We start from the raw sequence: 12,636 nt of genomic DNA, 5'->3' as shown, positions 1-12,636 counted from the left end.
GACCAAGGTTTACGACCCGATGGTAATCCGTCTGGCAGCATGTATCGCCATCCTGCTTTCCTTCTGCCCGAAGTTCGCGGCAGTCATCGAGATCATGCCGAGCTCCATCGTCGGCGGCATCTCCCTGGTTCTCTACGGAATGATCTCCGCAGTCGGAATCCGAAATGTTGTCGAGACCAAAGTTGATTTCTCTCAGACCCGAAATGTCATCATCGCAGCGATGATCATGGTTCTCTCCATCGGAATCAACTTCTCTTCCGCCGGCGCTCTCAGCTTCCCGACCGGTGAGATCACACTCACCTTCTCCGGTCTCGCAACCGGTTCTCTCATCGGTATCCTTCTGAACGCAATCCTTCCGGGTAAGGATTACCGCTTCGAGAACAATGAGCCGAACAAAACCGGCGTTGATCTGGAAATGGCGCAGGGCAAGTCCCTCAGCAAAAAAGGAAAGAAATAATCCAGCACAACAGAATCATCGGGAATCCGGTAAAGTTTCCTGATTGAACAAAGTCCGCAAGCGGACTTCGGCTCCCCCATCCCTTCAATCTTGATGGGAGCCCCGCGGACTTTGCGCGCCGCCGCTGGTCACCGTTAGGTGACAGCTTCCTTACAGCGGCGTGCGCATCCTCGCGGAGCGTTTTTGTTATTTTATAGGGAATTTCGGAGAAATTTCCTATGAAATAACAAAAAGCCGTACCGTGGCAGCACTCCTGCCCGGTACGGCTTTTGTTTTATCATTCGCCCTTTGTATTGATCACGCTCTCCGGCGTTTCCTGTGTTCTCTTGATGCGGATTCCGTTCACTTCCACATCATCATTCAACGGAACCAGAAGATATTCCACGCCGTCGATAATCTTGGTCTGCAGAAGGCCGGTTGCCTCATTCTTCACTGAAACCTTCATCACCGCGGACTTCACCTCGATCTTGGAGGTATCGACCACATTTTCCGCCATGAGAATATCACTGTCGGAGACATTTTCATCGTAGACTGCCTTAAACTGATTGATCGTGTCCTCGTCCACCCCGTTGTCCTCAAGAATGCGGACCATGTCTCCCTTGTCCACCTGAACCGGCGACGGATCGTCCTTGGCCGCTTCAACCAGCTCGTTCACGGCATCGGTAATATTCTTGACCATCTCGAAATCACAGCCGCGGCCGAGGCCTTCCTCAATCACGCGATGGAACGTATCCTGCTGCTCTTTCTCGGCAAGATCCAGTTCACAGCCGAGAAGAGACGCCGCCAGTTCCTCGTGCCGGGCATCCCCCTTGGCTGCATAATATAGAAGCTCGTGAATATCCGGCTGACGATCGTTGAAGGACGGGAAGAGGAATCCGACCGTCGGCTTCTTCACGCCGTAATCACTGCTCCGGGAGAGGAACTTCTGAATACTGCCGTCATAGCAGAGGCCCTCGTTCAGGAGCTCCACCGGACACATGCAGCAGACAAGAAAGCTGTATACATACTCCGAAGCCTCATCCAGCGCCAGACCGTCGGAGGTCTTGGCCGGAATATCATACATTCCATGTACCAGAAGAATCAAATATTTTCCCGGATAGTCATAGGTCTCAATCACCTTCTGATAGAAATCCTCCACCAGATCGTCATCTTTCAGGCAGCTGTCCCGCAGCGCCATCAGAACCGCCTGCTTTCCGCCTGCCGCCTCTTCTTCCAGCGGAAATTCCGTATTAAAGAGGTTTTTTCCGAGACGGCCGGAAAGGGTCTTGCGGAGAATCTCGCAGTACCGGTCCATCTCCTTATCTTCCAGCGCCAGGAACATTTCCTTCAGCTCAAATACTTTTTCTTTGTTCTCATTGACGTAGCAGCCTCTCATCTGATCGAGGCGGCAGTTCGTCCTGCGGATGAGTTTCTTGATCTCCGCAACCGCTTTTTTATCCATGTCATACTCCTTGTTCGCCCGGCGGTCCTTCCCTGCACCTTTCGTCTCACGCCATCCTCTGGGTCATCCGCTATCGCCGATGCGTGCGCAGCGCGGCTCCGGCACGGAAATGGTTGAGCCCGGGGCGAAATGCATAAATATTCATTCCGTTTTGTCCGGATTTCTCACGCCCGCCGTCACCGACCTGCGTTTTCCATTCCCTCCAGCAGCTTATACAGAAGACGATACAGCGTCTTCACTTCTTCCGGATCCAGCTTAACGCAGGTGCGCATCTCTTCCGGAACATCCAGCGCCTTTTCCTGCAGCGCCTTTCCTTCCTCCGTCAGCGTAACCTGTACTTCCCGTTCGTCGCCCGCAAGCCTTCTTCTCGTGATGAAGCCCTTTGCCTCCAGTTTCTTCAGAACCGGCGTGAGCGTTCCCGAATCCAGAAACAGCGTTTCTCCCAGTTCCTTCATACCGATGGACTGATTCTCCCAAAGAACCATCATTGCAATGTACTGCGTATAGGTCAGGTCAATGTTGCCGAGAAACGGTTTATACTGTCTTGTGATCTCCTTTGCGCATGCATAAAGCGGAAAGCAGAGCTGATTTTCCAGTTTCAGCGCCGCATACCGATCACTCATATGAATACCTCCGTGCAATTTGATTGTGTAAAATTAGTAGAGCTATTTTATCATCTCAGCGATCTCTTTGCAACTCGAATGAACCCGTCTGTCTTTTTACAGAGCGCAAAGACCAAGATTGAGCTGGAACGGAATTTCGCAGAAATCTCCTCCCCCAGAACAAAGTCCGCGGGGCTCCCCCATCCTCGCGGAGCGTTTGTTTCATATGGAATTTCGGAGAAATTTCCCATGAAATAAAAACATCCCGGAGAAGCGTCTGCTCTCCGGGATGAATCCGCATTCTGTTTGTAAACTCTCTTTAATCGCACTGTCGTGTCGATTCTATTTTCGTTTCTTCATTCCTTTTCTATTTTAATAGAAGGTGTGGCCGCCGATTGTGGCTTTGGCCGGACTATGTGCTTTTGTTCCGAAATACAGTGCGCCGCCGGTGTTATCTCTTCCCTGAAGCGCCTCCAGCGCAGCCTTCCGGCACGATGCCGTCGGACCGTTTTCGAGAACATTGGCCAGACGGCCGGTCGCTACCGGCGTAAACTGACCGCCCTGATATACAACGCCGGAGATACTGTTCGGAAAACTCTTGCTCTTCACGCGGTTCATGATGACCGCGCCCACCGCGACTTTGCCCTCATAGGATTCTCCGCCGGCTTCACACTGGATAATGGAGGCCAGAAGCTTCGTGTCCTTGGACTTTGCCAGTTCCTCCGCTTTTCTCCGTTTTTCCTCTTCTTCCGCCTTCCGCTGCTTTTCCTTCGCAGCAGCCTCTGCGGCTTTTCGTGCTTCTTCCGCCGCCCTCGAGGCCGCTTCCTCCGCCTCTTTCTGTGCACGGATCGCGGCTTCTTCCTCCTCGATCGTTACGCCCTTGCCGGTACGGTATGCGAGTTCACCGTAATCCGCCTTGACGTAACCGGTCTGATCATTGTAATAAACTGCCCGCCAGCCTTCCTTCACCTGCTCTACGGTGGAATCGATGGTCAGCGTATCTCCTTCGGTCACCACCCCGATGATCACGGAATCTTCCGATTCCTCCGCGCGGATCCGAAGGCCTTCTCCCTCGACTCGGAAGATTGCATCACAGTTCTTCTTCGCCCATTCCAGCGCATCCAGTCCGAAACGGCAGTATTCATTCTTGACATACCCCTTTACGTTTCCGGAAGCTACCAGTGACCACTCGTCGCCCTTCTCAAGAACTTCCGCCCGGTCGCCGTTGAAGATCTTTCCGACAATCTCGCTGTCGGTGTTCCGGTCCTTGCGGACATTGATGTACTCTTCCGCCCGCGGCATAATGTAGTTCAGCCATGACTTCTGCAATTCCGTCAGTTCCTGTTCATTCTGAGCCGTAAGCGATGTCTCCGTCGGGATCGAATCGGAATCAATGGAAATCAGATTCTCCGGCGACGTCTCCATCTCCGCAAGACGCTGCTGAAGCTCGGCACGGCGATTCGCCGCTTCCGATGCCTCTATTGCTTCAGCCTTCCTGCGTCTGGCCGCATGGACCGCTCCCAGCGTCAGTGTAATTCCTCCAATCATGAAGAAACACACGGCCGCAAGGACAGCTGCCTGCTTCCAGTTATTACGCTGTCTTTTTCTGCGTTTCATTATCGTTCTCCCCGGTCTCTGCCTCGGAACGAGCCCCTCTTCCGAAGTTCCCTCCGATATTGCCGTGTTCGCCGCTACCGCACACTGACGCGGCTTCGGCGAATCACTTCCTTCCATCGGACAGCGGAACCGTATCCCCGCCTTCCGTTCGCTGTCCTCTGCATCTTTTTAGACCGTCTTATTGGGAAAATTATAGCAATATTCCCCACTAATGTCAAATTTTCGCCTTTTTTGACCGTTTTTTCGGTCTTAAATCCTCAATTTTCACCACTCGTCCCCCCTTTTTCGACAAAACTACAAAAAATAACTTTTCAAACTATTCATTCATTTCGTTCGAAACCATTCCGTCAGACCAATCCGGGATCACGGCAAGCAGATCGGATTTCTTCTTCATCGGAGTCCACTGCACGGGAGTCTTTCGCACAGCATTCTTTCGCACAGCATTCTTTGCATGCTATTTTGGGACATGGTATTCTTTGACGCGACATTTTCGTTCGTGTATGTTCATGCAAAAATTATGTATATTTATAAATTTTGATTTAGAAAGGTTATAATAAGTTTTGATATTATAACCTACTCGTTTTTTTCGCGCAAATAAGCCAAAAAATGGTATGATAGATCTATGATTGCAGAGGATCTTTTCTCTCCTCTGATTTGAGACCGGAGGTGCGATTCATGTCAGAACGGAACGAAAAAAATACTGAAAAAAGAAAGGGGAACGATCCGCTTCAGGAACAGATCATTCTCCCGAAATCCGCTTCACCGGACACCATACGGATTCTCCTGATCGCACCTTATGCGAATCTGATACATGTCTTCGATGACGCGCTCTATGACCGCCCGAATATGCTCCTGACCTCGTTGGAATCGGATTCTGTTCAGATCCGCGAGATGATCCGCACCATTGCCATCGATCAGTATGATGTGATCATTTCCCGCGGAAAAACCGCGGAAGTCCTGCAGTCTCTGATCCCAAACCAGCGGATACTCGATGTCGGCGTATCGCTCTATGATGTACTCCGGACGCTCCGCCGTGCCTCCGGCCGTAACGAAAAAAGCTGCATCATCGGCTTTCACAATATCAGCCATTATGCGGCTCTGATGCGTGGATATTTCAACGAAACACTGGATATTTTCACGGTCAGCGACCCGGAAGACCTTCCGCGGCGTCTGAACGAGATCCGAAATGCCGGATACACGCTCGTTCTCGGTGATCTGATGAGTTATAACTACGCCCGTCTTATGGGAATGCGCAGTATTCTGATCGAAACCGGCGAGGAGACCGTCAACCGCCTTCTGGACTTCGTAGAGGACTTTTTCACAGCCAGCCGAAATCTCCACCTCTATAACCGTTTTTTCCTTGATCTCATCCATACCGCAGTCTCACCGCTTGCCGTATGTGATCACACCGGTTCCATGATTTACCGGTCTGAATCCTTCACCCCTGAGATGGAAAATCTTCTCCGGGATATGACGCCGCTCGTCACGGAAAACGGTGAAGCAAAACGAACCACCATGGTTGACGGAAAGCCATTTCACATCTCCGGAAAACTGCTGTGCTCCGACAATTACCCGGACTGCAGCCTCTTTTCTATCCGCGCGATTGCTCCGGAACAATATGTTCCGGAACCGGGCAAAAAAAATACGCCGGAGATCTCTCTGGAGGGGTCTCTCCACGACATCACCCGACGTATTATTCTGGAAGTATTGAAAGAAGAAAGGGGTAATCAGGCGGCTGCGTCCCGGCGGCTGAATATCAGCCGCACAACGCTTCGGAAATATATCGAAGAATACGAATCCGAAACCTGATGTTTAATTCGCTGCCGTACTTTCTGCCGCAGGCTTTGCACCGTCCGGTCCTCTGTCACCCTTTCCGGCGCCATCCGGTTTGGAGGGCGGTGTCTGTCCGTCAAACTTCGGTGCAGCTCCGCTGCTGTCGCCATCCGGCCTGGATGGCGGCGTCTGTCCGTCACCCTTTTTCGAGGAGCCGTTTTCATTGCCGTCCTGTCTGGAGGGCGGTGTCTGTCCGTCACTCTTCTTCGAGGAGCCGTTCTTATTGCCCTTCTGGGCTCCATTTGGCTTTTCTCCCGGCTTTCCGTCCATTTTTCCATTTCCATTATCAGAAGCGGCAGAAGTGCCCTTATAAGCCTCTACAGCGGTTCCTGCCGACGCTGTGCCCTCCGTATACTCTTTGCCGTTAATATAGAGCTTATGACCGTTCAGATCGATGGCATCCACATCACAGGTCAGGGAGCTGATGTAGGAATCCGCGCTCAGTGTCCATGTCGAAGCGTCGTCGATTTCCACATAGACGCCGCCGGCCGCTCCGTTGGTATTGATCGCACCATTATAGACGGATCCATCGCTCAGATACAGATTCAGGGTGGAAATGTCGTCCACCGTCGTCAGACCTTCCATCTTCTGGTTCACCGCTTTAAACGTAACCTGACCGCCGTTGGATCCTTCATTTCCCCATCCGGCCTTTTCAACTCTCAGGAAATCATCGGCCGCATAGGTGAGTGCGACATCGGTGAGGCTGATTTCCGCCACCGTATTGTTGACATAGAACATACCGCCGTTCTTGTTGGTAATGGAACCGCCGCTCATGGTGAAGGAAGCAACACCTTCATCCGCATCGCCGGACATTGACTGATACAGCATTACTGCCTGATACTGATCCGATTTATCGCTGTTTTTCTGTGTGTGATTGGAGGTCATGTCAACATTCTCCAGAGTGACGGAATTTTTTCCTTCCACGACAACACCCTGGGAAGTGTTTGCCTTCAGTTTTGCGTCTTTTACCGTGATATCCGCCGTGGAATAGATGGCCGGTGAACCCATTCCGTTGGTTTCATAGGTTCCTCCGTTCACGGTAACCGTACCGCCGCCGCGGTCGGAGCGGATCGCCGCGGAAGACCGTCCCTGTGTCGTTACCGTAAGGTTGGATGCCTTCATGGTACCGCCGCCGGTTGTCATAATACCGCCGGAACAGTTGGAACTGGTATTGATCGTGGAATTCGAGATGTCCACGGTTGTGCCCTCGCCGTAGGAAAATACACCATTGGCATGTGTTCCGTCGGTATGAATGTCGGCGTTGGTGATTTTCAGGGTTGCACCGTTCTGTGCGAGAACTGCCGCATTTTCCCCGTAAAAATCGGCTTCATCACCTTCCGAGTCACCGGTCTTGCTGACCGTGATATTATTGTATTCCGCCGTCGTTCCGTCTTCCAGAATTGTATGTCCGCCGTCCTCGGCATTGGAATACTCTTTCTTCTCCGCCGCCGTGGTCGCTGCAGCCGTGGTTACTGCGGATGCCCCTGCATTGCTGCACGCTGTAACGCTTCCAGCTGCCAGTCCCGCTGCAGTCACAAGCAATAACACATTTTTCCTCATCGATTTTCCTCCATCTTCTGTATCTTTTTCATGTTTTTGTCCTCCAGGCTCAAGCGGACAAGCTTGCTTGTCTATTTGAGCCGTCAATCAAAGTTTGAAAGTTTACTTTCAAACTTTTCCCTCAGGGCTGCTATCTGAGACGCCGGTTAAAGGCTGTCCATCCAGCTTGAATGTCCTTGTCCCGACCTTATTTCCCTGTGGTGGTCTCTTCCGGTTCGGCGGTCAGTGCGCTTAACACAGATGAACGCCTCGCTGTTTTGCTGCGCAGAACCGGATTGCTGTTTTGTTTGATGAATCTGAGTATACCGATGATCTGTGTTCGAATATTGTTTATTGTGTGTTTATTTTATGAACTGTTTCCATGAAGATTTCCGCGAGAAAATGCAAATCTTCCTTATTCATACCGTGCACATTTTCCGGGATGCAGCCACACTTTTCCCGAAATACAGCTGTGCCGCAGGAATTTCAAAGAAACAGCCTGCGGCACAATAAATGTTTCACGTGAAACATTATTTATTCTTTTTTCTCTGTCGGTAATAGCACGCGCCTCCGCAGCCGCCCGGAAAAAGTTTCTGCTTCATCCTCCGGATATACTCCGCCTCGTCCGGAGCATCTTCCAGAATCTCCAATACCCTTTTTACCGCCCGGATATCGCGGATCGTATTCTCCGTGTAATTTCCTCTGGAAACAATCTTGAGGACATTTATTCCGATATCCCGCATCTCCCATAAAGCACAGAGTCCGCAGCCGCCCGCTCCGACGGCATCCTCATCCGGATCCGGAAAGTCATCCGGAATCGTTTTCCCGCTCTCCATCCGGTATGGAATCCGACACGCCGGAGCAAATTCATCGCAGTGAAGCGTATTGCAGTAACAGCCGCTGAATTCACACATTTCATTCAGCAAAAAGGCCTCATATTCCATGGGCGCGCTCTTCCGATTCTCTTTCTCTTTGCCGGGGAGAACGTAAGAATCGGAACGCGCTGCCATCTCGCAGGTTCTTCCCTCCCGCATCGTCCGGATCATCGTCGCCATATCCGATAGAGAACATTTTCTCTGAAAAATGATTCTGGAAATGCCTGCTTTCCGTGCGTCCGCGATCACATACCGGTTGATTTCCCCCGTCTCTCCGCTCAGATGAAAGTGAAGTTTTTTCCGGTCAGCCGGGGACAGATTCCGGTTCAGATAATCGATCAATCCCGGATCCGCTGCGATAAAGGAATCAAATCCGATGTCCGCACACCGGATCATCGTCTCCATAATGACGGGATACCCGTCCGGATCATAATAAGGCGAATTCATCGTGATGGTCACCGGAACACCCAGCGCGGCCCGCATATCCGCCAGAATCTCCATCTCAGACCAGGAACCTGCCTGAACATTCACATACCGGACTTCCCGCCGGTTCATCGGATTGTCAAAACCTTCCCGTTTCATCCAGCAGTCCGGAATGTATCCGCAGAATATCTCATCCGCGCCGGCACGGACAAAATCCGGATAATCATCGATGGATCCGAGACCGACGGTAATTTTCATGGATGTTTTATCGTTCTTCCTCATGATCTGGCCTCCTTCTTTTATCCGCAAAAGGCCGTGAAACCGCGGTCAGGCCCATCTTCACAGAAAATTCAGCACGATCCGATCAGCTCCCTGTCTCACCAAATCCCGAATCCGATCGCCGTTTTCCATCGCTTCGCGGTCCAAGCCGAACAGCGAATTGAACCGTCCGACCATATGAAGATCATCCGGATAGAGAAAAGTCTCCCACCGGCAGTATCCGGGGCAGCACTCCGCGTCTTCCTGCCGCCCTCTTTTTCCGTTCTGACACATCGCGTAGGTTGTGCACCAAGTGGATGTATTCATCTGATAATAGGGAAAATACACCGTAACGTTTCCGCCCGGGGACTCCTCTCTGCTGTTTTGCGGAAGCTCCGGCACATAACCGCAGGTCTCAAACGAAAGCCGTTCAATTCCGGAATCCTGTATTTTCCGCAAAAATGCTCCGTCATTCACTGTTGTTCTGTGAATTTTCCACCGCTCCGGCTCCTTTTTCCACATAATTCGGGGGTCTTTCCTCCTCCGAATGGGGATAACACCGTAAGTGATGTGGAAAAACCGGGGTTCTCCGTTTTCCCGAAGCATAGACAGCATACCGGCATCATTGACCACGATTTCCTGCCGGTCCGCAGCCGGTTTTCTCTTCAGTTCTTCCAGCCGTTCCCGGTAAGTCGGGATCATGTGCTCGCTCATCGTGCTGAACACATAAACAATGGTTTTCCGATCCCGTTCCGCCCGTTCCCGGAGCTTTTGCAGCGTGTCGGAATCCGGATATAAATGAGGACAGAAGGAATTGCCGACATAGAGATAGCGGCATCGTTCCGCCAGCCAATGATAGAAATCATGGCCGAAACCGTTCTGCATCTCCTGTACCCTATTCTTCCCCGGACTCATCTCCGGATTCTTTTCCGGATTCTTCCCCGATTTCTTCTCCGGAGTCTTCTCCGGTGCCTCGCCCAGCATCCGATTCCGGCAATACCACTCCACAAATTCGTTCCAGGATCCCGAATCCCGATATGCCTCCCAGAGTTCCGGTTCATTCAGGGCGATCCCGATCTCACAGTGCGAGGCCAGAATTTCCAGGAATCCGCCGTTTTTCTCCATTCCTTCCGCCCACGCTGTCTTCTGCTCAGCAAATGTCCTCGAAATCTTCGTCTCATCCACCGGATATCCGGTAAGCACCCGCGCCATCTCTTCATCCGTTTTCTCAAGCTTCAGCCGGATATAGGTTCCGTACTCCTTCAGAAGACGGGATGCCTCCATCCGGTACGCCGGATCGGATGTCTCAAACCGGTATTCCGACCAGAATTCTTCCTCCGCAGTCTTTGTGATGCGGTAATCTGCAACAGAAACCTCCTGAAAATCCCCGGAATCCCGGGGATTTTTCGTGTTGCGTTTCTCCGGTTCATTCCACCGGTTTTCCCGGAGTTTTTCCTGCCGATAGAAGATCAGTTTTGCGGGAAAATGCTGCATTTTCATGATCTCTCCGTCCCGCTTTCTGCTCAGACGAAACGAAAAATAGTCCGGGCTCATTTCCAGCGCCCGGACTTCCAGTTCCCCGTTATTCTGATCTTGAAAATGACAGCAGAAAATCTGGCTCGGAATCATTGTTCTCACTCCTTTGAAGCAGCTCCGTGCCGCCTGAGCAAATCCACTATACTGGTAAATACCAGCCTCAGCGCTGTTTCACGAAGGCGTCAACGCTGCCAAATGAAATATGCATCGCCAAGTGGATTTCCATGGTACTCACTCAGCTCAAACAAACCTCGCCAAGTGCTCTACCCATGAGAATACCATATTTCCGCACCGATCGAAACCGGTTCTCCGCCTTGATCTGTCAAAAAACTGCCGCTCTCCTCTGGAACAAAGTCCGCAAGCGGACTTCTGCTCCCCCATCCCCTCAGTCCTGAGGGGAGCCCCGCGGACTTTGCGCGCCGCCGCTGGTCACCGTTAGGTGACAGCTTTCTTACGCGCCGCAGACGATATCCCGGATCACATCCGACACATGCTCCATTCGTGTAAGCCGTTCGGCGTTGTCACCGGAAAAGAACAGCCCGTTCTCCCAATCTCCCTTTACGGCCGCAATCAGCGCCTGTGTGATACAGTACGGCGTCGTCTTCGGATCACAGGTCTTGATGCAGCGACTGCATTTTACCGGCGGTTTTCTTCCGTCTTTTTCCACCAGTTCAAGAAGCGGCGACATCACTGCTCTTCCCGGCATTCCGACCGGACTTTTGATAATCCGGAGATCATCCCTTCCGCTCCGGATCAGGGCATCTTTATATTTCTGATCTGCGTCGCATTCGTATGTCCCGATAAAGCGGGTTGCTGCCTGCACGCCGTCTGCACCGGCCCCGGTCTCTCTCAGAAAATCCTCGTGATCCCATACACCGCCGGCGGAAAAGACCGGAATCCGACAGCCCTTTTTCTCTTCATATGCTGCCAGAACCTCGCGGACAGCCGGAACAATCTCCGTATTCTCCTCACAGGTTCCGTTCAGAAGGTCATCTTTTTTAAAGCCCAGATGCCCTCCTGCCTTATACCCCTCGACGACCACAAAATCCGGATACCGGCCGTAGTTACGCTCCCATGACTTAAGAATCACCTTTGCAGCCCGGGCAGACGATACGATCGGCGCAATCAGCGGTCCGTTCTCCGGAACATATGCCGGCAGTTCCAGCGGCAGCCCCGCTCCGGAGATTACGGCGTCAATTCCCTCTTCCACCGCCGCGCGGACCGATTCTTCAAACTGCGTCGTTGCGACCATCGCATTGATCGCAATCAGTCCCTTCTTATCGCCCCGGATTTCCTTCGCTTTCCGGATCTCCTTCCGCAGTCCGCGGATGTTTGCCTCAAACGGGCTGCGGTCAAAATCCGGCTCCAGATAGCCGGAATCTGCTGTGCTGATACAGCCCATTGCTCCTTCCCCGGCGACGGCGCCCGCCAGCCCGCCAAGAGAAACACCGACACCCATTCCTCCCTGAATCAGTGGAACTTCCAGATTGATACCGCGAATCAACATCTTCGTTCAGCCTCCAAATACGCGATTAAAACACGTTTTTCCCGCCATAATCACGTCATTTCCTTGAGAATATCATTTAAAATATTTTAACTACTTTTTGTATTATACTCATTGGGGCTATTGTGTCAATGTTTTGTGGTTGTCTTTATTTCGTTATGTAGTTTTTTATACCATGTATTTTTCGGTCTGTCTCCGCCCCGCTTTGTCAAATCCTTCGGCTTCGAAGAGATTTCCTAATGAATCGAGTAGGAGGGAGTGATTAGCTCCCGTCCTCTCACAGCACCGTACGTACCGTTCGGTATACGGCGCTTTCAATAGTTGACGTGCACAGACTGATAGGCTGTGGCTAAATCATAAAAGCCACTGTTTATCAGTCTTTCTTTTGATAAGGCACGGTTAACCGCACCCATACCAGACACAAACCAATAGCCTCTACGGCTGTTGGCTGTGATATGTGCATAGTATTCGGGTATCCCCAGTTTAATAAGATTCCTCTTCTTAGTCTTGGGAAGTTTCCACTGTTTCCATATGCACATGCGTATTCTGTG

Annotated in this window: 9 protein-coding genes and 1 pseudogene; 2 read left to right on the top strand and 8 right to left on the bottom strand. The window is 51.6% G+C overall.

The window, feature by feature from the left end:
- On the top strand, window positions 1–457 hold a 457-nt coding region (locus BMW41_RS12795; protein ID WP_278280350.1), incomplete at its 5' end, for a solute carrier family 23 protein.
- Window positions 458–734: 277 nt separating this feature from the next.
- On the opposite strand, the gene BMW41_RS12790 is transcribed toward BMW41_RS12795, so the two are convergent.
- The 3 genes from BMW41_RS12790 to BMW41_RS12775 all read right to left on the bottom strand — a co-directional run bounded on the left by BMW41_RS12790 (window position 735) and on the right by BMW41_RS12775 (window position 4,117).
- Complete coding sequence (locus BMW41_RS12790) at window positions 735–1,898, bottom strand: DUF4317 domain-containing protein (protein ID WP_074650508.1); 1,164 nt, start codon at window positions 1,896–1,898, stop codon at window positions 735–737.
- Between the two features lie 176 nt (window positions 1,899–2,074).
- Entirely contained in the window at window positions 2,075–2,521 is a 447-nt protein-coding gene (locus tag BMW41_RS12785; RefSeq protein WP_074650506.1) for a MarR family winged helix-turn-helix transcriptional regulator, read from the bottom strand.
- Window positions 2,522–2,872: 351 nt separating this feature from the next.
- Window positions 2,873–4,117, bottom strand: a complete 1,245-nt coding sequence (locus BMW41_RS12775; protein ID WP_074650503.1) for a cell wall hydrolase — start codon at window positions 4,115–4,117, stop codon at window positions 2,873–2,875.
- Window positions 4,118–4,792: 675 nt separating this feature from the next.
- On the opposite strand from BMW41_RS12775, the gene BMW41_RS14800 reads away from it, so the two are divergent.
- On the top strand, window positions 4,793–5,926 hold the full coding sequence (locus BMW41_RS14800) for a PrpR N-terminal domain-containing protein (protein ID WP_074650502.1): 1,134 nt from the start codon (window positions 4,793–4,795) through the stop codon (window positions 5,924–5,926).
- Between the two features lie 3 nt (window positions 5,927–5,929).
- On the opposite strand, the gene BMW41_RS12765 is transcribed toward BMW41_RS14800, so the two are convergent.
- The 5 genes and pseudogenes from BMW41_RS12765 to BMW41_RS14795 all read right to left on the bottom strand — a co-directional run.
- Window positions 5,930–7,510 carry a hypothetical protein gene (locus tag BMW41_RS12765; protein ID WP_074650500.1) on the bottom strand — a complete coding sequence of 527 codons (1,581 nt, stop codon included), beginning with the start codon at window positions 7,508–7,510 and terminating at the stop codon, window positions 5,930–5,932.
- A 509-nt stretch (window positions 7,511–8,019) separates the two neighbouring features.
- Window positions 8,020–9,069 carry a U32 family peptidase gene (locus BMW41_RS12760; RefSeq protein WP_242870356.1) on the bottom strand — a complete coding sequence of 350 codons (1,050 nt, stop codon included), beginning with the start codon at window positions 9,067–9,069 and terminating at the stop codon, window positions 8,020–8,022.
- 57 nt (window positions 9,070–9,126) lie between these two features.
- Window positions 9,127–10,674 (bottom strand): hypothetical protein, encoded by a 1,548-nt coding sequence (locus tag BMW41_RS12755; RefSeq protein WP_074650499.1) that lies wholly within the window; start codon window positions 10,672–10,674, stop codon window positions 9,127–9,129.
- Between the two features lie 358 nt (window positions 10,675–11,032).
- Window positions 11,033–12,088 (bottom strand): NAD(P)H-dependent flavin oxidoreductase, encoded by a 1,056-nt coding sequence (locus tag BMW41_RS12750; RefSeq protein ID WP_074650497.1) that lies wholly within the window; start codon window positions 12,086–12,088, stop codon window positions 11,033–11,035.
- A gap of 311 nt (window positions 12,089–12,399) precedes the next feature.
- Window positions 12,400–12,636: pseudogene (locus BMW41_RS14795) on the bottom strand (group II intron reverse transcriptase/maturase); the annotation flags it as partial.

Source organism: [Clostridium] aminophilum, assembly GCF_900101295.1.
In the GTDB taxonomy this organism is placed as follows: domain Bacteria; phylum Bacillota; class Clostridia; order Lachnospirales; family Lachnospiraceae; genus Clostridium_R; species Clostridium_R aminophilum_A.
This window is presented reverse-complemented; position numbering and strand designations above follow the sequence as displayed.